We start from the raw sequence: 25,791 nt of genomic DNA on the forward strand, positions 1-25,791 counted from the left end.
CAAACATTAAAAAAAAGTTATAACCACACAACTTTACGTGACATCCTTCAATTTTTTTTGTCTTTAAAGATGACTCCAGCTATTCTGACGCCGTTTCAACACCTTTCCGGGCGCGGGATGCCGTTGGGAAGAGGCTTGAGCCATGTTTCGACAAGGCGATCTTCAAATTTTTGCGTAAGATTACCGAAATTTTTTGCGGAAATGCAGATTTCTGTCTACCGCATGATGTTTGTCATTAATCTACCAGCTTTCATGGGCTACGCTGTTAGTCTGATTGCGTTTTATTTAGCCACTCTCAAAAAATAGGTACTTCCATGTCGAGTAAGTTAGTTCTGGTTCTGAACTGTGGCAGCTCTTCCCTTAAGTTTGCCATCCTCAACCCTGCCAGCGGCGAAGAGTTCCTGTCGGGCCTGGCAGAATGTTTCCACCTTCCAGAAGCACGTATTAAATGGAAACTGGACGGCGAAAAACAGGAAGCGCCTCTCGGTGCCGGTGCAGCGCATAGCGAAGCGCTGAACTTCATCGTTAAATCCATTCTGGCACAAAAACCAGAGCTTTCGGCACAAATTGCTGCAATCGGTCATCGTATTGTTCATGGCGGCGAAAAGCTGACTCAGTCCGTTATCATCTCTGAAGAGGTGATTCAGGGCATCAAAGACGCCTCCTCCTTTGCCCCGCTGCATAACCCGGCTCATCTGATCGGGATTGATGAAGCGATGAAGAACTTCCCGCACCTGTCAGATAAGAATGTCGCCGTATTCGACACCGCTTTCCATCAGACAATGCCGGAAGAGTCTTATCTCTACGCCCTGCCCTACAAATTGTACAAAGAGCACGGCGTGCGTCGCTACGGCGCGCATGGCACCAGCCACTTCTATGTGACACACGAAGCGGCCAGAATGCTCAATAAACCGCTTGAATCACTGAACATCATCACCTGCCATCTTGGTAACGGCGGTTCTGTCTCTGCCATCCGTAATGGCGAGTGCGTCGATACCTCCATGGGGCTGACGCCACTGGAAGGGCTGGTGATGGGCACCCGCAGTGGCGACATCGACCCGGCGATTGTTTTCTTCCTGCACGACACCCTGGGCATGAGCGTTGACGCCATCAATAAACTGCTGACTAAAGAGTCTGGCCTGTTAGGTCTGACCGAAGTCACCAGCGACTGCCGCTACGTGGAAGATAACTACGCGACGAAAGAAGATGCGAAACGTGCGATGGATGTGTTCTGCCACCGCCTGGCGAAATATATCGGCAGCTACACGGCGCTGATGGACGGTCGTCTTGATGCGGTGGTCTTCACCGGCGGCATCGGTGAGAACGCGGCGATGGTGCGTGAACTTTCACTGAAAAAACTGGCGCTGCTGGGCTTTGAGGTTGATCATGATCGCAACCTTGCAGCGCGCTTCGGTAAGTCTGGCTACATCAATAAAGAAGGCACCCGTCCGGCCCTGGTGATTCCGACCAACGAAGAGCTGGTCATCGCCCAGGACGCCGCGCGTCTGACTGCATAACCCCTTCTCTCCGTCAGCTCAGGCTGACGGAGTTGTTTTTGACACCCTGCCATTACTGAGAGGTTCAAACGTGTCACGTACAATTATGCTCATTCCGACCGGCACCAGCGTCGGCCTGACCAGCGTCAGCCTCGGCGTTATCCGCGCCATGGAGCGCAAAGGCGTCCGCCTCAGCGTCTTTAAGCCGATTGCGCAGCCGCGTGCCGGCGGCGATACCCCGGATCAAACCACCACCATCATTCGCAAGAACTCCTCGATTCCTGCCGCCGAACCGCTGCAGATGTCCCGTGTGGAATCACTGCTGGGATCGAACCAGCAGGATGTGCTGATGGAGGAGATCATCTCCCGCTATCACGCCAACACGCAGGATGCGGAAGTGGTGCTGGTTGAAGGTCTGGTGCCGACCCGTAAGCATCAGTTCGCCAACGCACTGAACTATGAAATCGCCAAAACGCTGAATGCCGAGATTGTCTTTGTGATGGCGCTGGGTAATGACTCACCGGCCCAGCTGAAAGAGCGCATTGAGCTGACCCAGAGCAGCTTCGGCGGTCAGAAGAATAAAAACATCACGGGCGTGATCATCAATAAACTGAACGCGCCGGTTGACGATCAGGGACGTACCCGCCCCGACCTGTCAGAGATCTTCGATGATTCATCGAAAGCCAGCATCGCCAATATCGATCCTAAGCAGCTCTTCTCAGACAGCCCGCTGCCGGTTCTGGGCTGCGTGCCGTGGAGCTTTGATCTGATTGCGACCCGCGCGATCGACATGTGCCGCCACCTGGGTGCGCGCATCATCAACGAAGGTGAAATTCAGACCCGCCGGGTGAAATCGGTAACCTTCTGCGCCCGCAGTATCCCGCACATGCTGGAACATTTCCGCCCTGGCTCTCTGCTGGTCACCTCTGCAGACCGCCCGGATGTGCTGGTTGCCGCCTGCCTGGCCGCCATGAACGGCATCGAGATCGGCGCTATCCTGCTGACCGGAAACTACGAGATTGACGATCGCATCGCCCGTCTTTGCGACCGCGCCTTCCAGACCGGCCTGCCAGTATTTATGGTGAAAACCAATACCTGGCAGACCTCCCTGAGTTTGCAGAGCTTCAACCTTGAAGTCCCGGCTGACGACACCCAACGCATTGAGAAAGTGCAGGAGTATGTTGCCAGCTACATCAACGCTGACTGGATTGAGTCGCTGACCGCCACGTCAGAACGCAGCCGTCGCCTGTCGCCACCGGCCTTCCGCTATCAGCTGACCGAGCTGGCGCGTAAAGCGGGCAAACGCGTCGTTCTGCCAGAGGGCGATGAGCCGCGCACCGTTAAAGCGGCCGCTATCTGTGCTGAACGCGGTATCGCCACCTGCGTGCTGTTAGGCAACCCGGATGAGATCCAGCGTGTTGCGGCGGCTCAGGGGGTTGAGCTGGGCAAAGGGGTTGAGATCGTTGACCCGGAACAGGTTCGTGAAAACTATGTGCCGCGCCTGGTTGAGCTGCGCAAGAATAAAGGTATGACCGAAGTAGTCGCGCAGGAGCAGCTGGAAGATAACGTGGTGCTGGGCACCATGATGCTGGAGAGCGGTGAAGTGGATGGTCTGGTATCCGGTGCGGTTCATACCACCGCCAACACCATTCGTCCGCCACTGCAGCTGATCAAAACCGCGCCGAACAGCTCACTGGTCTCATCGGTGTTCTTTATGCTGCTGCCAGAGCAGGTGCTGGTTTACGGTGACTGCGCGATTAACCCGGACCCTACCGCTGAGCAGCTGGCCGAAATCGCGATTCAGTCCGCCGATTCTGCCAAAGCCTTTGGTATCGACCCGCGTGTGGCGATGATCTCCTACTCCACCGGCACCTCCGGTGCAGGTAGCGACGTGGAAAAAGTGCGTGAAGCCACACGGATTGCGCAGGAAAAACGTCCTGACCTGGTGATCGATGGTCCGCTGCAGTATGACGCTGCCATCATGGAAGATGTGGCAAAATCAAAAGCGCCCAACTCACAGGTTGCGGGTCGCGCCACCGTGTTTATCTTCCCGGATCTCAACACCGGTAACACCACCTACAAAGCGGTTCAGCGTTCCGCCGATCTGATCTCGATCGGGCCGATGCTGCAGGGGATGCGTAAGCCGGTCAATGACCTGTCGCGCGGCGCGCTGGTCGACGACATCGTCTACACCATCGCGCTGACCGCCATTCAGTCGCAGCAGGCTGAAGGCTAAGCGCCAGGTGAGAACAGAAAAGGCATGCCCCGGGGCATGCCTTTTTTTTAATCCGCAAACGTGCGATTCGGCGCTGCCCGTTGAGGCAAGGCGCCGGAACCGTCTCAGTCGCGGCTATCGCCGTTACGACTCATCCACAGCGACAGCGCTTTCAGCGAATCGTCAGTAAACTCATCGCAGCGGGCGGTGATCTCGTCGGGCGTCATCCAGAAAATCTCATCGACCTCGGACTCCTGCATCGCGAAAGGCCCGTGGGACACGCAACTGAACAGGCCACCCCAGACGCGGCAGTGCTGATCTTCAAAGTAGAATTTGCCATGCTCAGCAAAAGGCACGGCGGCAATGCCCAGTTCCTCTTCAGCTTCGCGACGCGCAGACTCCAGCATATCCTCACCGCTCTGCACCACGCCACCCGCCGTTGCGTCGAGTTTGCCCGGCATGAAATCTTTTGTTTCCGTGCGACGCTGAACCAGAATCTTGCCCATACCGTCATGAACCACGATATAGGTGGCGCGGTGACGCAGGCACTGAGCGCGCATCTGCGCACGTGTCGCCTGAGCAACGACTTCATTCTCTTCGCTTACAATATCGACCCACTCGATGCCGTCACCCGCAGTTTGATCCACCATCCGTAACCCTTTCCTGTTTGGCGTGCCCAGATGCACGCAGTTTGCCACTTGTTATTTTAATGTGGCGTAAGGTAATCACTTCCGTCAGCCTGAGCAAGCCCTGACAGTTATCGATTTTTACCACTTTCTGCTAACCACAGCTGGACTGAGGCTCGCTGCCATTGAAATTCAGCATAGTGCTGCAAACGTGTCGGTAAGGGATCGCCATGCAATACCAGCCGGTTGAGCATCACCGCCAGATCGGTATCCGCAATGGACCATTCGCCAAACAGGTTCTGCTGCCCTTCCGGCAGCAGACGCTCGACGGCTGCAATCAGTTTAGTGACCGCCTGCTGTGCTGACGCTGTCAGTGGCGCAAAACGTTCACCGGCAAACAGCACTTCCGTCGGGCGCTCCTGGCGGATCCACATAAAGTCACTGCGCAGCCAGGCCTGAATCTCTCTGGCGCGGGCGCGCTTCTCGCGGTCATGGGGATAGAGCCGTTCAAATTCAGGTGCCGGAAAACGCTCTTCCAGATATTCGCTGATGGCGGAAGACTCGCTCAGCAGAAAGCTGTCAATCTGCAGCGTTGGCACACGGCAGGTCAGTGAGAGCGCCCGATAGGCCTCCGCATATTGCTGATTCTGCGATAAATCGACGCGTTTCAGCTGAAAAGGCACCCCTTTTTCGGTAAGAGCAACATAGGCAGACATGGCATAAGGACTGAAAAATGATGAATCTGACCACAGGACAATGGGCGGATAATTCATCGGTTACCTCGATTGGCTGTCAGGGTTGCATCATGTTTACCGACTTTTTTTTGGGAAGGCAACGCTGAGCTGCTCCGACCTCTCACGCCGGAATAACAAAGCGCGACGCGACGCACTTCAGAGTGGCTCCGCTCTTCTATGCTGAAAGGAGCAGATAACAAAAACACAAAGGGAGCCGCAACATGCACATTCTTATTACCGGTGGCACGGGACTGATTGGGCGTCATCTGATTCAACGGCTGCAACAGCTGGGGCATCAGATCAGTGTCGTGACGCGGGATATCGTCAGCGCACGCGAAAAACTGGGCGAGAGCGTGGCGCTCTGGTCAGGTCTGGCGCAGCAGACAAACCTCAATAACATTGATGCCGTGATTAATCTGGCGGGCGAACCCATTGCCGATAAACGCTGGACAGAGCCCCATAAACAGCAGCTCTGCGAAAGCCGCTGGCAGATCACCGAGCAGATTGCCTCACTGATTAATGCCAGCGCAACGCCACCCGCCGTCCTGATTTCTGGTTCGGCAACCGGCTTCTATGGCAATACCGGCGATCTGGTGCTGACTGAAGAGGATGAGGGCCATGATGAGTTTACCCATCAGCTCTGCGCCCGCTGGGAGCAGCTGGCGCTCAGCGCCGCGAGTGAGCGTACCCGCGTCTGCCTGATACGCACCGGCGTGGTGCTGGCTCGTGAAGGCGGCGCACTCAGTAAAATGAAACTGCCGTTTAAGTTTGGCGCGGGCGGACCGATCGGCAGTGGCAAACAGTATATGCCGTGGATCCATATCGATGACATGGTCAACGCGATTCTCTGGCTGCTGGATCATGAGGATCTGCACGGCCCGTTCAACATGGTGGCTCCTTACGCGGTGCGCAATGAGCAGTTTGCCGCCACGCTGGGGCGGGTGATGCATCGTCCGGCCTTTATGCGCACGCCTGCCAGCGCCATTAAGCTGATGATGGGGGAGTCGTCGGTGCTGGTGCTGGGCGGTCAGCATGTGCTGCCGAAGCGGCTGGAAGCCTCTGGTTTCGGCTTCCGCTGGTACGATTTGCAGGAAGCCTTGCAGGATGTCGCAGGATAACCCTGCAGCGGCCCAGGGCCGCCGCAGGGGTAACTAGCTTCGCTGTCCGGCGACCCGCGACTGCATCGCCTTCTCTTCCCGCGTGTGCCCCGGTTGTGGCACGCGGATAATGAAGGTCAGCACGCCAGCGAACACATACAGCGCGGTGTAGGCCCATACCACTCCGACGATGTCGAAGAATGGCAGCATGACAGAGGCGATAGCCGGTGCCACAAAGTTACTGAGTCCCGCGGAGAGATTGTAAATCGAGACCGCTGCCCCTTTGTGATGTGGCTCCAGCGTCGGAAAGACGGCGGTCATCGGCACAAACGCGGCGACAAAGATCCCCAGCATGACCGCAGGAATTAATGCCACCCAGAAATTATGTCCTGCATACAGCGGCAGGTAATAGAAGGTCAGGCTGGAGATAGCCATTCCCAGGCAACCAAACCAGCGTACCTGACGGATCCAGCCCAGCTTCTCACCGGTGAGGCCCCAGAAAATATTCGTAAAGATGGTAACAAAGAAGAACACCGCCCAGATCTGCAGCCATTCAGAGATGGTAAAGCCGAGACGGTCGACAAACAGCAGTGGCATGATAATGGCGAAACCAAACAGCGACAGCGTGTTGATGATGCGAATCAGGCAGGCATAAAAGACATGCTGATTGGTGAACAGGATAGTCACGGCACGCGACATCTCTGTCATCTTGTCACGCATCGGCAGATTCACGCGGGAACGATCTACCGGCACGTTGCGCAGGCTGAACCAGGCAAGAATCCCGCCACAGGCTACCCAGATGATGGCCAGCCACAGCGTTCCGGTCTCCCCCAGCATCGGAATGGTCAGACTGGGCAGATAGCTGCCCACCACGCCAATGCCGATTGAATACATCGCCCAGAACCAGCCGGTCGCCGCCGCCAGTTTCTCGCGCGGTAAGACCTGCACCAGCATCATCATGAAAGAGTAGATAAACAGCGGATAAGCCAGCCCGCGAATGCCGTAAAACAGCACCATGAGGGGATAGTTACGCAGCCCAAGCCCAAGTGACATAAACAGGGCATGCATGACGATCCACAGCACAAAGCCAATCATCATCGCGCGCTGCGGCGTGATCAGCTCGGCGACCACACCCGAAGCCCAGGCTGCCAGCGCGGCTGCCAGACCATAGAAGGTGAACACGACGGCAGACTGCGCGGGCGAAAAGCCCATGTCGGTAATATGGCGCGACAGAAACGCCATTTCAAAGCCATCACCCGCCATAAAGATGGCGATAGCGAGAAAGCCCCAGAACATCTTTTTCGGTAAGCCAAACCAGTATTCGTTCGATTGCATCACAATCACCTTCTGTTTGGTTAGTCGTCAGGCAGGCAGCAGGTTACGCACCTGTTGCTGCTGGATGTAGAGTTCCCGGAACAGACGCAGCCGCTGTTGCAGCACGGCTGCACGAGCGTCGTCCGGTTGATAGCGCGCCTGGACTGGCGGCTTCAGACACACCTCATGCTCAGCACCGCCATCAGCCAGCCACGCCAGACGTGCCGCCCCCAGCGCGCCAGAGGCGCTGGCCGGGTGAGTAACAACCGGCAGTTGCAGCACATCAGCAATCAATTGCGCCCACAGCGTGCTGCGCGCGCCTCCACCGGTGAGGCTGTATTGCTGAATGGGGTGCCGGGCCTCGCCGAGCGCCTCTGCCCCATCAGCCAGTCCGAATGCCACGCCTTCAATCACCGCATAGCCCAGCAGGGCGCGCGGCGTTTCATGGCGCAGATTGAAGAAAGCGCCAGAAGCGTCAGGATCGTTGTGAGGGGTGCGCTCCCCGGAGAGATAGGGCAGAAAAATCGGGGCACTGCGCAGCTGTTCATCACTGAGCTGAGCCATCTCCTCCATCAGCTGGCTTTCACTCACTGACAGCAGATTGCACAGCCAGCGCAGACAACTGGCGGCGCTGAGCATCACACTCATCTGATGCCAGCGGCCCGGCAGCGCATGGCAAAAGGCGTGCACCCCGGATTGCGGGTCCGCCTGCAAGCGGTCATTGACCACAAAAATCACCCCGGACGTCCCCAGTGAGATAAAAGCATCCCCGGCGTTCACCGCGCCGACCCCGACGGCCGACGCGGCATTGTCCCCGCCGCCGCCTGCCACCGTGACTGAGGTGGATAAGCCCCACTCGCTCGCCAGTGTCGGCTGCAGATGTCCACTTACTGCACTGCCTTCCACCAGTTCAGGCATGGCGGCACGCGTCAGTCCGGTGATGGCCAGCAGTTCGTCCGACCAGTCACGCCGGGAGACGTCGAGCCACAGCGTTCCGGCAGCATCCGAAGGCTCAGTGACAAAGCGTCCGGTCAGACGCCAGCGCAGGTAATCTTTCGGCAGCAACACCTTATCGATACGGCTGAAGATCTCTGGCTCATGTTCCGCGACCCAGCAGAGCTTTGGCGCAGTGAAGCCAGGCATAATCATATTGCCACTGATCGCTATCATCCGGGGATGCTGCTTCGCCAGCCTTTCACACTGTGGTGCGCTGCGCGTGTCGTTCCACAGGATACATGGACGCAGCACCCTGCCTCCGGCATCCAGCAGCACGGCCCCGTGCATCTGACCGGACAATCCTATCGCGCGAATCTCAGCCCAGGCCTGAGGAGACTGATGCCGCAATCCCGCCAGAACCTCACAGCAGGCTTGCCACCAGCGTTCAGGCTCCTGTTCTGCCCAGTGAGGATGCGGACGCTGCACGCTGAGCGTGGCGTGCTGAGACGCCACAATCTCACCCTGCGTGTTCACGATCAGCGCTTTAAGCTCTGAGGTACCGATATCAATACCGAGATACATGATTACACCGCCGCCAGTTCAGGCTGCTTCAGCCACTGCTGCAGATTCGCCACCTGGCGCGTCACCAGCTCATGAAACGCCTTATCGGACGCCAGTTCCGCAAACAGCGCGCGATCGCTCAGGAACGCACGGAGCGGATCGGCGCTGGCGAACTGTTTACGCAGCGTCTCGGCCTGAAGCGCACCATCCTGATAGGGATAGGGTAAGTCGTCACTGGCCCAGCGCTGCATAAACAGGAAGAAGAGTGCCGGGATCACCGCCGTTGCAGTCGGCTGCACGCCGCGCTGGTAACACGCCTGCAGGGTTGGCGTCACCATGCCGGGAATTTTGGACAAGCCATCGGCACCGACGCGCTGATTGGTGTCCTGAATATAGGGATTACTGAAGCGGGCCAGCACCACATCGCGATAATCCGCCAGATCGAGCGGGCTGGGTGACAGTGAGGGAATGACATCCTGGGTCACGTAGTCGTGCGCCAGTTGATAGATGGCCGGATGACGGGTGCTCTCATCGATATAGTTCAGCCCAATCAGCGTGCCCGCCCAGGCAATCGCGGCATGGGTCGCATTAAGGATGCGAATTTTCGCCTCTTCCCACGGCAGCACCGATTCCACCAGCTCAACGCCCACCTTTTCCAGTGCCGGGCGTCCGGCAATGAAATCATCCTCAATGACCCACTGAATAAAAGATTCGGCCATCACTGCGGCACCCTCCTCCCTGCCGGTCGCCGCCTGCACGCGTTCGGCCACCTGCGGGGTGGGCCGCGGGGTGATGCGATCGACCATGGTATTCGGTGAGCGGGTCTGTGTACGCACCCAGTCGGCCAGCGCGGTATCGCCTTTGGCCGTCAGAAACGCCAGGAAGGCGTCACGAAAACGCTCGCCATTGTGGCGCAGATTATCGCAGTTCAGCAGCGTGACCGGTGCCCCGCCCCCGGCAACCCGCTGTGTCAGAATGCGGCTGAGTGCGCCATAGAGGGTGCGGATATCGCCACCCAGATCGGCCTTCACGTCCGCCTGACTGAGATCCAGCGTAAACGCGGGCGTCAGGTAGTAACCTGCTTCTGTCACGGTGAAGCTAATCACACGTGTTTCCGCACGCGCGCCCTGCTCAATCAGCGCGCTGATGTCGCTATCCCAAGGCAAAATTTTGCGCAGCGACGTGATGGTCTCATAGTCGCGCTCACCTTCGGGCGTCACGGTTTCCAGCACATATTCGCCCTGCTGCTGCGCGAGCTGATCAAGCAGCGGCGCGGCGTCCTGGCGGATATTGCCCAGCGCGATGCCCCAGCTTTCGTCGCCCTGCTTACGCAGCTGATGCAGATACCACGCCTGATGTGCCCGATGAAAAGATCCTGCGCCGATATGCATCCACACGGATTGATTGGTCATAATCGCCTCAATTAAACATTTGCCACGGTTAGGGGCATTTGCCCGATAGCCGTTAGCATAGTGTTCATTATGCGGATCCTTCTGCGAGCTCTGTCACAAATAATACTTTTGCTCTTTTATTGAGCTTTTGCCCGGTTAGCGATTTTTACCCGGCTCGCGTTAAGATGTCTCTCTGAATTCGACGGAACAGCGTGATGAGCAGAGAAGAGAAAAAGCAGGAGCTGGCCGCGCGTGCCGCATGGATGTATTACGTTGCGGGCGTGACACAGCAGGAGATTGCGCAGGCACTGGGATTATCGCGCCAGGTGGCGCAGCGTCTGGTATCCAGTGCTCGTGAAATGGGCATGGTGAGCGTAAAAATCGATCATCCCGTCACGCACTGTCTGCAGCTGGCGCGTGAGGTCCAGGAGAAGTTTGGCCTGGAACTCTGTCGCGTCGTGCCCTCGGCCAGTCTGAACGAGGATGCCATTCAGCAAATGCTGGCCGTCGAAGGGGCGGCGGTAATGGCACAGTTCATCAGTGAGGAAGCGCCACAGGTCTTTGGCATTGGTTCCGGTAAAACCTTACGCTCAATCATCGACGCATTGCCTTGGGTGGATCGCCCGCAGCATCATTGCGTTTCGATGATTGGCGCCATCGCGCGGGATGATTCCGGGACACGTTATGATGTCCCGCTGAAGATGGCCGAAAAGATGCAGGGTAAGTATTTCTTTATTCCGGCCCCCCTCTACGCCGACACGCCTGAGGATAAAGCGATGTGGGTGCAGCATAAGGTCTACCAGCGCGTCACCGAACGCGCCTTAAGGGCAGACGTAGCCTTTGTCGGGATTGGTGAAGTGATGCCAGGCTGTCCGCTGAACGCCGAGGGATTTATTACCGATGCACAGGTTGAGGCGCTGAATGCGCGTGGCGTCGCAGGCGAGATGCTCGGCCACTTTTTCAATCAGGAGGGTGAACGCGTGTGGGGGGAAACGGATGAACTCCTGACCAGCGTGCATCTGGAAAGCCAGACACAGCGCAAAATCATTGGCTTTGCCGGTAGCGAACGCAAGTATCCGGCGATCCGGGCCGCCTTACAGGGCGGCTGGGTATCGGGTCTGGTGACCGACGAGGACACGGCGCTGAAGTTACTGCAGACGTGACGCAGCGGGCAGGCAGGCGCAGGGCACGCCGATGCCCTGCTTCCCGCACCTGTCCGCCCCGCTATTCGTTACTTCAGCGATCCCTTGAGGAACTGCTGCAGTCGCGGGCTTTTCGGGTTACCGAACAGCTCCGCAGGCGCTCCCTGCTCTTCGATTTTGCCCTGATGCAGGAAAATGACGTGGCTGGAAACGTGGCGGGCGAACTCCATCTCATGGGTAACGACGACCATGGTTTTGCCCTCCTCAGCCAGCTTCTGCATGATGCGCAGCACTTCGCCTACCAGCTCCGGATCGAGCGCCGAGGTCGGCTCATCAAACAGTAACACTTCCGGCTCCATGGCCAGCGCACGCGCAATCGAGACACGCTGCTGCTGACCACCCGAGAGATGAACTGGATACTTCGCCTGTGCCCGTGCGTCAATGCCGACTTTATCGAGATAGCGGATCGCCCGTTCACGCGCTTCCGCTTTGCTCAGTCCCAGCACCTGAATCGGCGCTTCCATCACGTTTTCCAGCACCGTCATGTGGCTCCAGAGATTGAAGTGCTGGAACACCATGGTCAGGCTGGTGCGTAATGCGCGCAGCTGCTCTTTATCAGCCACTTTCAGCTGACCATCTTTGTCACGGACTAAGTTGATCTGCTGGTTGTTGACGACGATGCTGCCTTCACTTGGTTTTTCGAGAAAGTTGATGCAGCGTAAAAAGGTACTTTTCCCTGAACCGGACGATCCTATGATACTGATCACATCGCCCGCTTTAGCAGTTAACGAGACCCCTTTCAGCACTTCATGTTCACCGTAACGTTTATGCAATTCGGTGACGCTTAATTTATTGTCAGCCATAGTTCTACTCAATGCGATGAAGAGGGTTTCACGTGGGCCAGCCAGCGGCGTTCCGCCAGGCGGAACAGGCTGATCAACACGTAAGAGATAATCAGGTATAACACCGCCGCCAGGCCGAAGGCGGTGAACGGCTGATAGGTCGCGGAGTTAATATCCCGCGCGATTTTCAGCAGATCCGGCACCGTCGCGGTGAAGGCCAGCGCCGTGGAGTGCAGCATCAGAATCACTTCGTTGCTGTAGGCTGGCAGCGCCGTACGCAGCGCCGACGGCAGAATGATGCAGCGATAGAGTTTAAAGGTCGAGAAGCCATACGCCCGCGCCGCCTCAATCTCCCCGTGCGGCACCGAACGAATGGCCCCGGCAAAGATCTCCGTGGTGTAGGCGCAGGTGTTAAGCGTAAAGGCGAGTAACGTACAGTTCAGGCCACTGCGGAAAAAGGCATTCAGCAGCTCCGTGCCTTTCACAATCTCCAGCGTGTACATCCCGGAGTAAAACACCAGCAGCTGCACATAGAGCGGCGTGCCACGGAACACGTAGGTAAAGAGCCAGACCGGAAAACTGATAAAGCGATTAGGGGAAACCCGCGCAATCGCCAGCAGAATAGCCAGGCATCCGCCAATGGCGACCGAGAGGATCAGCAGCCAGAGCGTGATCGCCACGCCGGTAAAGCGATAACCGTCTGTCCAGAGCAGCGATTTCCAGTATTCCTGAATAATATCAATCATAAGTCGCCCTCTTCACGCCTACCGTATAACGCCGGTTCAGCCACCACAGCACGCCATTCGACAGCGTGGTGAACAGCAGGTAAATCACGCCCGCCACGATGGCGAAATAGAACGGCTGCCAGGTGCTTTTTCCGGCCAGCTGCGTCGCCTTGACGACATCTTCCAGTCCGAGCAGCGAGACCAGCGCGGTGGCTTTCAGGATCACCTGCCAGTTGTTACCGATGCCGGGCAGCGCATAGCGCATCATGGCCGGGAACAGAATGCGGCGAAATACCTGCGCGCCGGTAAAACCAAACGCGGTGGCCGCTTCAATCTGCCCCTTCGGCACCGCCATAAAGGCACCCCGGAACGTTTCAGTAAAATAGGCACCATAGATAAAGCCGAGCGTGATGATACCGGCGACCATCGGGTCGATATCAAACTGCGCCATGCCCAGCGCATCGGTGATCTGGTTGAGGACAATCTGCAGACCGTAGAAGATCAGCAGCATTAATACGAGGTCGGGCACGCCACGGATCAGCGTGGTGTAGCCTTCAAAAATCATCGCCAGAGGCCGGCTGCGCGACAGTTTCGCGCCTGCGCCGATCAGTCCCAGCAGCACTGCCAGCACGACGGAAGTGAGCGCCAGTTCCAGCGTCACCAGTGTGCCCCTGAGAATTACATCAGAATAGCCATACAGCATCGAAAGGGTCCTGTCGTGGAGTGAAAACAAAACGCTGCCCGCCAGACATCGACGGGCAGTTTAGCTTTATCACTCTGGCGTCTCTGCCATCCGCCCGGGGCGCAGCGGCGTTATGCCGTCCGTTCCGGCGGGCTTCAGCATCCAGAGGATAAAGCGACAGGATGGTTAGTCGCCGTACACATTGAAATCGAAGTATTTCTTCGCAATCTTGTCGTAGGTGCCATCTTTACGCATATCCGTAAAGGCTTTGTCGATAGCGGCCTTCAGCTCGCTGTCATCTTTACGCAGCCCCATGCCTGTTCCGACACCAAAGATCTTGTCATCTTTCACTGCGGGACCGGCAAACGCGTAGTTCTTGCCCACCGGCTGCTTCAGGAAGCCTTCGCTGGCCTGAACTTCATCCTGGAAAGCGGCATCAATACGGCCCGCATTCAGATCCTGATAGACCAGATCCTGGTTCGCATAAGGCGTAATCGTCACCCCTTTTGGCCGCCAGTTCTCATTGGCATAGGTTTCCTGCGTGGTGCCCTGCAGCAGACCGATGTTTTTGCCTTTCAGCGATTCAATCGTCGGCTCGATTTTTGATCCCTTCGGTGCCACTAAACGTGCGTTGGCGGCGTAGAGTTTTTCTGAGAAGGCGATCTCTTCCTGACGTTTTGCTGTGATGGAGAGTGAGGAGATGATGGCATCAATTTTCTTCGCTTTCAGTGAAGGGATCAGCGCATCGAAATCACTTTCGACATAGGTACATTGGGTATGGATACGTTTGCAGATTTCGTTAGCGAGGTCGATATCGAAGCCCACTAACTTGCCTTGCGCGTTTTTCGACTCAAACGGTGGGTAAGTTGGATCTGTACCGATGCGGATTGACCCTGGAACCGCCGCAAAGACGCTGGCAGCACTGGATAAGCCCAGCATCAGGGAAAGAGCCAGAACACGCTTTTTCATAGATTACCCTCAAGTGAAGTGCTTTTTGTTATGTGGTTCGTGATGTGAATGCGCTAATTAATCTGCATGTTTCATGCCAGATCTGCAAGTTATCCACGCAGTTAGCGTGACGCCAGTGCGGTGAAAACCGCCTGTTTATAGGGGGGAATATAGCAGTGAAGTAAAAGAGAAAAAGCGATGATGTTAACTTTTGGTGCGTCAGATGCACGAAGAGTGATCCGGGGCGCGCTTATGCACTAATTAAGTGCGCCCGCGGAACTTTATGCACCCTGCCAGCGCATAAACAGATCTTCCGGCAGGTCGATATCAAACTGATCGATAACGCGATTAACGGTCTGGTCGATGATCTGCCCGATGGTATCAGGACGGTGATAAAACGCCGGAACAGGCGGCATAATGATAGCCCCCAGTTCGGCCGCCGTGGTCATCATGCGCAGATGACCGACATGCAGCGGGGTCTCGCGCACGCACAACACCAGTTTACGCTGCTCTTTTAACACCACGTCCGCTGCCCGGGTCAGCAGGGAGTCACTGTAGCTGTGAACGATGCCCGACAGGGTTTTCATCGAGCAGGGTAAAATCGCCATGCCCAGCGTTTTAAACGACCCGGAGGAGATATTCGCGGCAATATCGCGCACATCGTGCACCACATCGGCCAGCGCCTGTACGTCGCGAACCGAGTAGTCGCTCTCCAGTCCCAGCGTCTGACGCGCCGCCTGACTCATGACCAGATGCGTTTCCACCTCTTCCACCTGCTGCAACACCTGCAGCATGCGCACGCCGTAGATCACCCCGCTTGCGCCAGAGATGCCAATGATGAGTCGTTTCATAGTCCAACCTTGTCTCCGCTAATGCACCATCATAACGCGGCCGGACGATTTCTGAAAACAAACAGGGCGGGATTGCTCCCGCCCTGTTCTGTGCTGTCCGCCTGCCGGGGATATCAGCCTTCGTTGTGCAGCTCGAGGTTCTCGACTTCGTTCTGGCGCTGAAGCGCTTTCGCGTCATCATTACGCAGCGACTCAAGATACTCCAGATACTGCTGATCGACATCTTTGGTCACGTAGACGCCGTTGAAAACCGAACATTCAAACTGAGTAATATCCGGATTCTCTTCACGCACCGCTTCGATCAGATCGTTGAGATCCTGGAAAATCAGCGCATCCGCTTTGATCAGCTGACGGATCTCTTCCACTTCGCGGCCATGGGCAATCAGCTCCGTGGCGCTCGGCATATCGATGCCGTAGACGTTCGGGAAGCGTATTTCCGGGGCCGCTGACGCCAGGTAAACCCGTTTTGCGCCCGCTTCACGCGCCATCTCAATGATCTGCTCGGAAGTGGTGCCACGCACGATGGAGTCATCCACCAGCAGCACGTTTTTATCACGGAATTCCGCGCGGTTCGCGTTGAGCTTACGACGTACTGCGCTGCGACGTAACTGCTGGCCCGGCATGATAAAGGTGCGGCCGACGTAGCGGTTCTTCACGAAGCCCTGGCGATAGGGTTTATCGAGAATACGCGCAATCTCCAGCGCGATATCGGTTGAGGTTTCCGGGATTGGAATCACCACGTCGATATCAAGATCTTCCCACTCGCGGGCAATTTTTTCGCCCAGCTTGGTGCCCATACGGACACGGGCGCTGTAGACCGAAATCTTGTCGAGGAACGAGTCGGGACGTGCAAAATAGACATACTCGAACAGGCACGGATTGCTTTTCGGGTTTTCAGCACACTGACGGGTCGACAGCTGGCCCTCTTCAGTGACATAAACCGCTTCACCCGGTGCCACGTCACGGATGAACTCAAAGCCCAGCGTATCAAGCGCCACGCTCTCTGAGGCAACCATATATTCGGTACGGCCGTCAGCGATGACGCGCTTGCCGAGGACCAGCGGACGAATGCCGTTAGGATCGCGAAAGGCGACCATGCCGTGTCCGATAATCATCGCCACGACGGCGTAAGCGCCGCGCACCTGCTGATGCAGGGCTGCGACCGCAGAAAAAATGTTGTCAGCTTCCAGCGGATCGTTCTGGAAGCGATCCAGTTCCTGCGCAAAGATGTTCAGCAGGATTTCAGAATCTGACGTGGTGTTAACGTGACGGCGACCCTTTTCGAACAGGTGCTTACGCAGTTCATGGGCGTTGGTCAGATTACCGTTGTGCGCCAGAGTGATGCCATAGGGCGAGTTGACGTAGAAAGGCTGCGCTTCAGAGGCACTGGAGCTTCCCGCCGTAGGATAACGCGCGTGACCAATGCCCATGTTGCCCTGCAGACGCTGCATGTGACGTGCTTCGAAAACGTCGCTGACCAGGCCGTTTGCCTTTCGCAGGCGAAAACATTTCAGCGCATCGATAGTACAAATGCCTGCGGCATCCTGCCCGCGGTGCTGGAGCACCGTTAACGCGTCATAGATCGACTGGTTGACCGGCATGAAACCGGTGATACCGACAATACCGCACATGTTGTCATTTCCTCATTAAGCCGCACTCCCGGTCACATCACCGGGGTAAAAAACTCGACGTGCTTTTCAGGTAATCAAAAAACCACCTGATGATATAACTGAACTCGGGAATGAGTTGAGACTGTTGCCAGTCCGGACTTTTGGAAAAGCCAGTGAATGTATCAAGGAAGAACAGCAAAGCGGCCACAATCAGCACACCACGCAACGCCCCGAAACAGACTCCCAACACCCGGTCGGTTCCCGACAGGCCGGTTTTTTCCACCAGCGTGCCGATAACGTAGTTCACTATGGCCCCGACTATCAGGGTTGCCACAAACAGCACACCGATGGCGATACCGTTACGAACCAGTTCGTCGTCAAAACCTGTAAACCAGACTGCAAGGTAGGCGTAGTAATGACTGGCGACAAAAAACGCGCATCCCCAGGTAACAAGAGATAAGGCTTCCCGGACAAACCCACGAATCAGGCTGACCAGAGCCGAAAAACCAACTACCGCAATAATGACGTAATCAATCCAGATCATGAACTCTTCCAGCGCCAGTGCAATTGCACCCCTGCATCCAGTTCGGGGCGCATTCTAACAGAAAAAGAAAACGTTTGCGTAGCGGTTTTCCTTTTCTGCATCCATAAAAAAGGCGATAAAAAAATTCGCTATCGCCCGGGTGATTCTCAGCCGTTCATGCCGTTGAAAATCGTCACTTTTTCCGTCACGCTGCGCTATAAATGAACGCGCCAGCCGGTAAAAGACGCTGCCTGTTACTGCTATCGGCAGCGCCAATCACCCGATTAACGGGCGCTGTAAGGCTTCACCACACCGCCCAGTCCGGAGATGTTTTTCAGCTCGCCCACTGCGCTCTGCATTTTAGCTTTAGAGGCGTCCGGCCCGACATAAATACGGGTAATCTGCCCCTGCACCGGCGTTGACGGCACGGTAAAGGCGCGATAGCCCGAGAGCCGAAGCTGTGCCACGATCTCGTTCACTTTGCTGGCGTTTTTCAGCGCCCCCAGCTGCACCACGTACGCCTGTCCTGCCGGCGCGGTAGTCTCTGCCGCTTTCGGCGTCGTCTCTTCCTTCGGCTGCTCAACCGCTTTAGGCTGTTCAGCCGGCTTCGGCTTCGGCTGCTCTGCCACTTTCGGCTTCGGCTGTTCCACAGGCTTCGGCTTAGTCTGCTCGGTTACTCTGGCTTTCTGCTGCTCGGTGACCTTCGGCTTCGTGACCGTCTGCGCAGGCGCAGACTGATGAACCGGTGGCGGCGAGACCACAGCCGGATCGCTCTCCTCTTCCGGCTGGGTGCGGCCCTGTTCTGCCGTCACGTTGGTTTTACCGCTGCCGTTACTGCTGCTCACCGCATTGCCCGCCCCTTCCGGCGGCTGCGACGGCAGCGACTGCGTGACCGGCGGCACCATTTCGCTGTCCTGCTGGTCGTCCGGTTTTGGCACCAGCGGAATCGCGGCGAACTCCTCTTTATAATGCTTTTTCTGACCATCCAGCAGCCCTGGCAGGACAATCACGCCAACGGCGACCAGAATAATCGTGCCGACTAAACGGTTCTGAAACTTACTTGCCACGTCCTTTCTCCGTTTCAATCGATTCCATGACCTGCGCCACGGTGTGGAATGACCCACAAACCAGCACAACGTCCTGCGGCGCGGCCTGCTGACGCGCCTGCTGCCAGGCGAGTGCAACCGAGCTGAACGCCTCGCCCTGCGGCAGGCTGCTCAGCAGCTGCTCCGCCGTGGCACCGCGCGGGCCATCGAGTGGCGCGCAGTACCAGGCATCCACCACCGGAGCCAGCGCTGCCAGCGTTCCGGCGATATCTTTATCATGCAGCATACCCACAACCGCGTGCACTTTGCCGCGTGCCGGCAGGGCGGCCAGTCGAGAAGCCAGATAGCCCGCCGCATGCGGGTTGTGCGCCACGTCCAGAATCACACGCGGGGATTCACTGATGGTCTGAAAACGTCCTGGCAGCATCGCCAGCGGCAGGCTGGCGCGAATCTGCGCCTCGCTGACCGCCAGCCCGGACATGCGCAGTGCCACCAGTGCCGTCGCCGCGTTGGGCAGCGGCACCTGCGGCAGGGGCAAATCGTTCAGCTCACCGGCCGCATCCCGCAGCGACCAGCTTTCCGCCTGCGCATGAAAGGACCATTCACGGTCGCGCTGCATCAGCTTAGCGCCCTTTTCCTGCGCCACCACGGCGATACTCTGCGGCATTTCCGGCTCACCGACCACTGCCGGTTTGCCTGCCCGGAACACACCCGCTTTTTCCCGCCCGATGCTTTCGCGATCCGGGCCAAGCCAGTCGGTATGATCCAGAGCAATGCTGGTGACGACGGCGACATCAGCATCAACGATATTGGTGGCGTCCAGTCGTCCGCCGAGGCCCACCTCGAGGATCACCACATCCAGCTTCGCCTGGCGAAACAGATTGAGCGCGGAGAGCGTGCCAAATTCAAAATAGGTCAGTGAAATGTCTGCCCGTCCCGCTTCAATCTCCGCAAAGCTGGCGCAGTGCTGCGCTTCGCTCAGCTCCTCTCCCTGAACCCGGACGCGCTCGGTGTAGCGCACCAGATGGGGTGAGCTGTAGACGCCAACCCGATAGCCTGCGGCCATCAGCAGGGTTTCCAGCGTGCGGCAGGTGGTGCCTTTGCCGTTGGTACCGGCGACGGTAAAAACAAAGGGGGCGGGTTTCAGCAGGTCGAGACGTTGTGCCACCTGGCGAATGCGATCCAGACCCAGTTCGATCGCCTGGGTATGCAGGTGCTCAAGATAATAAAGCCACGTGGCCAAAGGCGACGTGGCTTGAGGAAGGTGAAGATTGTCCATATGTCCCGTTTTGCTTATTGATACCCGGCAGACTGCTGCTGCGGTATACGGTGCATTGGTAAGAGGCGCGGTGGACGCGCCTCTCTATCTCCTGTCAGGCCTCGTTGCTTTCCGATTCAGTCGGCGCAGGGGCGGACTGTTCACCGTCATGCAGCGGTGCCGGCAGGTTCATCATTTTTGCCAGCAGGCTTGCCAGTTTGTAGCGCATTTCCGGACGGCGGATGATCATGTCGATCGCGCCCTTTTCAATCAGAAACTCACTGCGCTGGAAGCCTGGCGGCAGTTTTTCACGCACGGTCTGTTCGATAACGCGTGGGCCGGCAAAGCCGATCAGCGCTTTCGGTTCCGCCACGTTGAGGTCACCCAGCATGGCAAAACTGGCAGAAACACCGCCCATGGTCGGGTCAGTCAGCACGGAAATGTAAGGCAGACCGCGCTCCTGCATTTTCGCCAGCGCCGCACTGGTCTTCGCCATCTGCATCAGCGACATCAGCGCTTCCTGCATACGCGCACCGCCACTGGCGGAGAAGCAGATCAGCGGACAGTTATCTTCTAACGCCTGCTCAACCGCACGGACAAAACGCGCGCCGACCACAGAGCCCATTGAACCGCCCATAAAGGCAAATTCAAAGGCGGCCGTAACAACCGGCATGCCGTGCAGCTGACCTTTCATCACGATCAATGCATCTTTTTCGCCGGTGTCTTTCTGGGCGGCGACCAGACGATCTTTGTACTTCTTGGAGTCGCGGAACTTGAGCAGATCTTTCGGCTCGAGTTCACTGCCAAGCTCAACCAGGGTGCCCTGGTCGAGGAAACTGCCGAGACGCTCACGGGCGTGCATACGCATGTGATGGTCACACTTCGGGCAGACCTCGAGATTACGCTCCAGCTCGGCGCGGTAGAGAACCTGGCCACAGCTGTCACACTTGGTCCAGACCCCTTCCGGGATACTGGCTTTGCGCGCAGGCGTCGTGGTGCTTTTATTAAGAATTCGTTCAATCCAGCTCATTGATGACCTTTCTGTTTAAAACTGACCTGGTCCAGTCGTCTTGATACTGCTGAAAACCGCTTCAGCAGACGGTAAATGTCGCTCATTAAACCACAACCTGTTCAGACTGTGGATAAAAATCTGGTCTTACCCCTGAGCAAAGTCTCAGGGCAGCTTCTGCTGTTTAGCCTGACGGCGATGACGCCAGACTTCGATGACGCCCGGCAGGACGGAGACCAGGATAATGCCCACAATCAACAGCTTCAGGTTTTCCTGCACCACCGGCAGATCGCCAAACAGGTAGCCCGCATAGGAGAAGAGCAGGACCCATAACAGCGCACCGGTGACGTTGAACAGCGCGAAGTGGCGATAGGACATATGGCCCATACCGGCAACAAACGGCGCAAACGTGCGGACAATCGGCACAAAGCGCGCCAGGATGATGGTTTTTCCGCCGTGACGGGCATAAAACGCATGGGTTTTATCCAGATAGCTGCGGCGGAAAATCTTCGAGTCCGGGTTACTGAACAACCGTTCGCCAAACAGCCGGCCAATGGTGTAGTTCACCGCATCGCCCAGAATCGCGGCGGTCACTAACAGCGCCACCATCAGATGCACATTCAGATCGTTCCCCGGCAGGGCTGCCAGCGCGCCTGCGACAAACAGCAGGGAGTCGCCCGGCAGGAAGGGCGTCACCACCAGTCCGGTTTCGCAGAACAAAATCAGGAACAAAATCGCGTAAATCCAGACGCCGTACTGAGCAACCAGCTCGGCAAGGTGCACATCAATGTGCAGAATAAAATCAACCAGAAAATGGAGGAACTCCATAGCGTGCCCTTTAATGTCCTGAAAGTGAATTAATCCGCGAGGAACAGGGGTCCCATCGGCGGCTGTGGTAACGCAAAGTGGGATGGATAATCCACCGCCACCAGATACAACCCTTCTGCCCGGGCTGTAGCAGCCGCTAACGTCCGATCTTTCGCCGCCAGCAGCGTTGCCATCCATGACTCCGGCTTGTTGCCGCAGCCTATCTCCATCAGGCTGCCCACGATATTGCGCACCATGTGATGCACAAAGGCGTTGGCTTTGATATCCACAATCACGTAAGGGCCCTGACGCGTCACGTTGAGGTGAATCACGTTGCGCCACGGCGTACGCGACTGGCACTGCACCGCGCGGAATGAGGTGAAATCATTCTCGCCCAGCAGGCATTGCCCGGCGCGCTGCATCTTTTCCGCATCCAGAGGATGGTAAAAGTGCGTCACGCCCTGCGCCAGCACCGCCGGACGCAGACGCTGATTGTAGATCAGGTAGCGATAGCGGCGGGCGGTGGCGCTGAAGCGGGCATGGAAATCTTCCGGCACCGCTTTCACCCAGCGAACGGCTATGTCCGGCGGCAGATTGGCGTTGACGCCCAGCGTCCAGGCGCCGTCAGGCCGCTGCGCCGTGGTGTCGAAATGGACCACCTGCCCGGTGCCGTGCACGCCGGCATCTGTCCGGCCGGCACAAAAGATGCTGACCGGATGATCGGCGACTTTCGACAGCGCACGCTCAACCTTCTCCTGCACGCTGCGGACTTCATTCTGGCGCTGCCAGCCGTAGTAACGGCTGCCGTCATACTCAATGCCGAGCGCCAGTTTTTGCGTCTGACCTTCGGACATGGTTACAGGTACTCCTGAACCAGTTTCTCTGCGGTTTTCACCGCCATCAGCGCGCCGCCGAAACGGATGTTGTCCGCCACGGACCAGAACTGCAGCAGCTCCGGGATGCCGTAATCGTTGCGCACAGCGCCGATGCTGAGCTCACCGTTGCCTGATGCATCCGTAACCGGCGTCGGCACCTCATCTTCTTCACTGAGACGAATGTCAGACGCCAGCGCCAGTTCGGCACGCGCTTCCTCCGCCGAGAGCGGACGCAGGTTTTCAATGTGCACGATCTGCGCATTTCCGTAGAAGACCGGCGCCTGAACGCTGCTGACCGCAATCGGCAGCCCTTCGTCCTGCAGCACTTTACGCACCTGCTCAACCACCCGGCGCTCACTCTCAACGCTGCCTTCCGCATCCGCCTGTTGCGGCATCAGGTTAAACGCCAGCTGACGACCAAAATGGTGATCGTCGGCCGGGATGCCATTCAGCAGGCGGGCACTTTCACCGGCCAGCGCATCGACCGCCACTTTGCCGTAGCTGGAGACCGAGATCAGATTGGTCACCTGCAGGCGGCTCAGTCCGGCCGCATCGAGCAGCGGTTTAATCGCGGTCAGCAGCTGGCTGACCAGATTATCCGCCACGCTGATGATATTGCGATTACGGTAATCTGCCAGCACGTGCGGGTTCACATCCGGTACCACCAGCGGCACATCCGGCTCCAGCGCAAACAGCTCGCTGCTGTCGATGACCAGACACCCGGCGTTGGCCGCTTCCTCCGCAAAACGGGCTGAGGCGTCACGCCCCGCGACGAAAAAGGCCAGCTGCGCCTGCGACCAGTCGAACGTCTCTGCATTTTCGACCCGCAACGTGCGGCCCTCGAAACGTTTGTTTTCGCCCGCGCTATTTTCGCTGGCCAGCAGATACAATTCACCAACCGGGAACTGGCGTTCCGCCAGCAGTTCCAGTACAGCGTTCCCTACTGCGCCTGTCGCGCCCAGTAGCGCAATATTCCAGCCGTCAGACATGTTGGTTTACTCCAGACAATGACATAAAAACAGAAGGCGGTGATATTCACCGCCCAGGGATTCAGATTTATCCCCCTCCTTAACCTGGCACGCGGCAGCGCCGCCTGCGTTCACTGCGGCATCGCGCGCCGGTTACGCCGGAGAGTGGATTGCGTTAAAGCCCAGCTGATTCAGCATCTCAGCCGTAGTGGCGTCATTACACTTCACCCGCAGCGATGACCACTCACGGCGCTCCAGATATTGCTTACGCAGGCGATCAAATTCGCCGGGCTGCGCCGCCACTTTTCGCAGGGGGGCATCATCGCGGCGCACATCATACACCAGATGCGCCAGGCGTTTCAGCGTTGGCTGATCCAGCGGACCATTCAGGGTGATTTCACTGAATTCCGGCTCCGGCAGCAGGGTGCTGAGCGGCACCTGCTGCGGCTGATCGATAAAGTCACACCAGGCTTCGAACACCTGGGTCGTGCCGCGAGCCTTGCCTTCCAGCGTGTAGCCTGCAATGTGTGGCGTGGCGATGTCGACCCTGTCCAGCAGCGCCAGAGAGAGATCCGGCTCCGGCTCCCAGACATCCAGCACCACGCTGAGGTCGTGCCGCATTTTCAGCACCTCCAGCAGCGCGACGTTGTCGACCACCGGGCCGCGACAGGCGTTAATCAGAATGGTGTTGGGCTTCAGCGCCATCAGCAGCGCGGCATCGGCCAGGTGCCAGCTCTTATAAGGCCCCTCTTTGAACAGCGGCGTGTGGAAAGTCAGGATATCGGCCTGCGCAGTCACCGCCTCCAGCGACAGGAAATCCCCTTCGTCACCGCGATCGGCGCGCGGCGGATCGCACAGCAGGGTTTTGATGCCCCAGGCTTCCAGGCGCTTCTGCAGCCGTCCACCGACATTGCCGACACCCACGATGCCGACCGTACGATCGCGCAGCTGGAAACCATCACGTTCCGCCAGCAGCAGCAGCGCGGAGAAAACGTACTCCACTACCGCAATGGCGTTGCAGCCGGGCGCCGCAGAAAACGCAATGCCGGCCTGCTGCAGCCAGGCCTCGTCGATATGATCGGTGCCCGCCGTGGCGGTGCCGACAAATTTCACCGGCTTGCCCGCCAGCAGCGCCTCATTCACCTGCGTCACTGAGCGCACCATCAGCCCGCTGGCATCGGCCAGTTCATCCACCGGCAGCGGACGGCCCGGCACCGCGACCACGTCGCCGGTCCGGCTGAACAACTCACGGGCATAAGGCATATTTTCATCGACCAGAATTTTCACCACGGCTTTCCTGTCTGTTGCATGAGAGGCAATTATTCTGGCACAAAGCACCGCGTTAGCCTAACCGGGTGCGGTAGCGCTCCGGCGTGGTGCCCGCCTGCTGCTGAAACATCACAATCAGCGCCGAGGCGGAACTGTATCCCAGCTCATGGGCGATACTCTGCACGCTTTCGCCCTGCTCCAGCAGCACGATGGCGCGCAGAAAGCGCAGCCGCTGCCGCCATTCGCCAAACGTCATGTGAAGCTGCTGCTGGCAGCGCCGCGCCAGCGTCCGTTCGGTGGTAAAGACCCGCGCCGCCCAGCCTGCCAGGGTGGTGTTATCCCCCGGGCAGGCTTCAAGGGCATGGAGCACCGGCGCAAGAAATTTATCCTGAGAGGTGGGCAGATAACTCTCCTGCACCTCCGCCAGCAGCAGGCGATCGCGCAGTACCTCACACAGCCGCCACTGCGCTTCGGTTTCGGGCTGTTCAAGCTGTTGTTCGGCAAAGGTATCCAGAATGGCGTGTGCAATCGCGTCGATTCGCATCAGGCAGGCCTGCTGCGGCAGACCAGCGCAAAGCGGGGCCGCCAGATTAAAGGTGCGGAACTGCGCCTGACGATGGTTATAACTGCTGTGCTGCTGCCCCGGCGGGATCCAGACCGGCATGTCAGCCGGGGTCAGCAGGCGTTCACCCTCTACCTGCATCTCCAGCACATAACTCTTTACCAGAATCAGCTGGCCCCAGGCATGGGCATGCGGCAGATATTCCGTGCGGGCATTGGCCTGTTCATAGCGCATAAAGTAGCGCAGCTGCGAGACGTCGGCGGGCGGCTGGTAGGTCACTTTCAGAGTCATTCTGTCCGCTCTG

General features: G+C 57.7%; 24 protein-coding genes. 4 read left to right on the top strand and 20 right to left on the bottom strand.

Annotated features, from left to right (window positions below; translation table 11 throughout):
* Positions 1-314 precede the first annotated feature (314 nt).
* Together ackA and pta are read left to right on the top strand one after the other, a co-directional pair.
* The gene (gene ackA, locus CKF42_RS03175) at positions 315-1,517 is read left to right on the top strand and encodes an acetate kinase (protein WP_058956882.1); all 1,203 of its coding nucleotides are present in this window, start codon (positions 315-317) and stop codon (positions 1,515-1,517) included.
* An 85-nt stretch (positions 1,518-1,602) separates the two neighbouring features.
* Complete coding sequence (gene pta / locus CKF42_RS03180) at positions 1,603-3,732, top strand: phosphate acetyltransferase (protein WP_033736164.1); 2,130 nt, start codon at positions 1,603-1,605, stop codon at positions 3,730-3,732.
* Between the two features lie 104 nt (positions 3,733-3,836).
* Here pta and yfcD read toward each other — a convergent pair whose 3' ends face one another.
* Together yfcD and yfcF are read right to left on the bottom strand one after the other, a co-directional pair.
* A complete protein-coding gene (gene yfcD, locus CKF42_RS03185) occupies positions 3,837-4,361 on the bottom strand; it encodes an NUDIX hydrolase YfcD (protein WP_009088996.1) in 525 nt (174 codons plus the stop codon).
* Between the two features lie 107 nt (positions 4,362-4,468).
* Positions 4,469-5,110: a glutathione transferase gene (gene yfcF / locus CKF42_RS03190; protein ID WP_111207513.1), complete on the bottom strand. Its 642-nt coding sequence runs from the start codon at positions 5,108-5,110 to the stop codon at positions 4,469-4,471.
* Between the two features lie 182 nt (positions 5,111-5,292).
* On the opposite strand from yfcF, the gene CKF42_RS03195 reads away from it, so the two are divergent.
* Positions 5,293-6,189, top strand: a complete 897-nt coding sequence (locus tag CKF42_RS03195; RefSeq protein WP_111207515.1) for a TIGR01777 family oxidoreductase — start codon at positions 5,293-5,295, stop codon at positions 6,187-6,189.
* 33 nt (positions 6,190-6,222) lie between these two features.
* Here the strand turns inward: CKF42_RS03195 and CKF42_RS03200 are convergent, their stop codons facing one another.
* Genes CKF42_RS03200 through dalD form a run of 3 tightly spaced genes read right to left on the bottom strand, consistent with a single transcriptional unit; the run spans position 6,223 to position 10,391 of the window.
* Positions 6,223-7,503 carry an MFS transporter gene (locus CKF42_RS03200; protein WP_009088990.1) on the bottom strand — a complete coding sequence of 427 codons (1,281 nt, stop codon included), beginning with the start codon at positions 7,501-7,503 and terminating at the stop codon, positions 6,223-6,225.
* Positions 7,504-7,530: 27 nt separating this feature from the next.
* A complete protein-coding gene (xylB, locus tag CKF42_RS03205; RefSeq protein ID WP_111207517.1) occupies positions 7,531-9,000 on the bottom strand; it encodes a xylulokinase in 1,470 nt (489 codons plus the stop codon).
* Positions 9,001-9,002: 2 nt separating this feature from the next.
* Positions 9,003-10,391, bottom strand: coding sequence for a D-arabinitol 4-dehydrogenase (gene dalD / locus CKF42_RS03210; RefSeq protein WP_111207519.1), 1,389 nt, complete (start codon positions 10,389-10,391; stop codon positions 9,003-9,005).
* Positions 10,392-10,585: 194 nt separating this feature from the next.
* Here dalD and CKF42_RS03215 point away from each other — a divergent pair, with 194 nt between their 5' ends.
* Positions 10,586-11,533: a sugar-binding transcriptional regulator gene (locus CKF42_RS03215; RefSeq protein ID WP_111207521.1), complete on the top strand. Its 948-nt coding sequence runs from the start codon at positions 10,586-10,588 to the stop codon at positions 11,531-11,533.
* A gap of 68 nt (positions 11,534-11,601) precedes the next feature.
* Here CKF42_RS03215 and hisP read toward each other — a convergent pair whose 3' ends face one another.
* From hisP to CKF42_RS03290, 15 genes are all read right to left on the bottom strand, one after another.
* Positions 11,602-12,375 (bottom strand): histidine ABC transporter ATP-binding protein HisP, encoded by a 774-nt coding sequence (gene hisP, locus CKF42_RS03220; protein WP_009088986.1) that lies wholly within the window; start codon positions 12,373-12,375, stop codon positions 11,602-11,604.
* A gap of 8 nt (positions 12,376-12,383) precedes the next feature.
* A complete protein-coding gene (locus CKF42_RS03225; protein WP_009088985.1) occupies positions 12,384-13,100 on the bottom strand; it encodes an ABC transporter permease in 717 nt (238 codons plus the stop codon).
* The gene (locus tag CKF42_RS03230; protein WP_009088984.1) at positions 13,093-13,782 is read right to left on the bottom strand and encodes a histidine ABC transporter permease HisQ; all 690 of its coding nucleotides are present in this window, start codon (positions 13,780-13,782) and stop codon (positions 13,093-13,095) included. Before CKF42_RS03230 ends, CKF42_RS03225 begins: the two co-directional genes overlap by 8 nt.
* 165 nt (positions 13,783-13,947) lie before the next feature.
* The gene (gene argT / locus CKF42_RS03235) at positions 13,948-14,730 is read right to left on the bottom strand and encodes a lysine/arginine/ornithine ABC transporter substrate-binding protein ArgT (RefSeq protein ID WP_009088983.1); all 783 of its coding nucleotides are present in this window, start codon (positions 14,728-14,730) and stop codon (positions 13,948-13,950) included.
* A gap of 260 nt (positions 14,731-14,990) precedes the next feature.
* Complete coding sequence (locus CKF42_RS03240; protein WP_009088982.1) at positions 14,991-15,560, bottom strand: UbiX family flavin prenyltransferase; 570 nt, start codon at positions 15,558-15,560, stop codon at positions 14,991-14,993.
* Positions 15,561-15,673: 113 nt separating this feature from the next.
* A complete protein-coding gene (purF, locus tag CKF42_RS03245) occupies positions 15,674-17,191 on the bottom strand; it encodes an amidophosphoribosyltransferase (RefSeq protein ID WP_009088981.1) in 1,518 nt (505 codons plus the stop codon).
* A 37-nt stretch (positions 17,192-17,228) separates the two neighbouring features.
* Positions 17,229-17,714 (bottom strand): colicin V production protein, encoded by a 486-nt coding sequence (cvpA, locus tag CKF42_RS03250; protein WP_009088980.1) that lies wholly within the window; start codon positions 17,712-17,714, stop codon positions 17,229-17,231.
* 263 nt (positions 17,715-17,977) lie between these two features.
* Complete coding sequence (gene dedD / locus CKF42_RS03255) at positions 17,978-18,760, bottom strand: cell division protein DedD (protein WP_111207522.1); 783 nt, start codon at positions 18,758-18,760, stop codon at positions 17,978-17,980.
* Positions 18,750-20,018, bottom strand: coding sequence for a bifunctional tetrahydrofolate synthase/dihydrofolate synthase (gene folC / locus CKF42_RS03260; protein WP_111207524.1), 1,269 nt, complete (start codon positions 20,016-20,018; stop codon positions 18,750-18,752). Before folC ends, dedD begins: the two co-directional genes overlap by 11 nt.
* A gap of 94 nt (positions 20,019-20,112) precedes the next feature.
* Positions 20,113-21,027 (bottom strand): acetyl-CoA carboxylase, carboxyltransferase subunit beta, encoded by a 915-nt coding sequence (accD, locus tag CKF42_RS03265; protein WP_009088976.1) that lies wholly within the window; start codon positions 21,025-21,027, stop codon positions 20,113-20,115.
* Positions 21,028-21,171: 144 nt separating this feature from the next.
* The gene (locus CKF42_RS03270; RefSeq protein WP_009088975.1) at positions 21,172-21,834 is read right to left on the bottom strand and encodes a DedA family protein; all 663 of its coding nucleotides are present in this window, start codon (positions 21,832-21,834) and stop codon (positions 21,172-21,174) included.
* A gap of 29 nt (positions 21,835-21,863) precedes the next feature.
* Positions 21,864-22,667 carry a tRNA pseudouridine(38-40) synthase TruA gene (truA, locus tag CKF42_RS03275; RefSeq protein WP_046102282.1) on the bottom strand — a complete coding sequence of 268 codons (804 nt, stop codon included), beginning with the start codon at positions 22,665-22,667 and terminating at the stop codon, positions 21,864-21,866.
* A gap of 2 nt (positions 22,668-22,669) precedes the next feature.
* The gene (locus CKF42_RS03280) at positions 22,670-23,677 is read right to left on the bottom strand and encodes an aspartate-semialdehyde dehydrogenase (protein WP_111207526.1); all 1,008 of its coding nucleotides are present in this window, start codon (positions 23,675-23,677) and stop codon (positions 22,670-22,672) included.
* Positions 23,678-23,809: 132 nt separating this feature from the next.
* Positions 23,810-24,943, bottom strand: coding sequence for a 4-phosphoerythronate dehydrogenase PdxB (gene pdxB / locus CKF42_RS03285; RefSeq protein ID WP_111207528.1), 1,134 nt, complete (start codon positions 24,941-24,943; stop codon positions 23,810-23,812).
* A 55-nt stretch (positions 24,944-24,998) separates the two neighbouring features.
* Positions 24,999-25,778, bottom strand: a complete 780-nt coding sequence (locus CKF42_RS03290) for a helix-turn-helix transcriptional regulator (protein ID WP_111207530.1) — start codon at positions 25,776-25,778, stop codon at positions 24,999-25,001.
* Positions 25,779-25,791: the final 13 nt, after the last annotated feature.

This window comes from Pantoea sp. ARC270 (genome assembly GCF_003236725.1).
GTDB lineage: Bacteria > Pseudomonadota > Gammaproteobacteria > Enterobacterales > Enterobacteriaceae > Pantoea > Pantoea anthophila.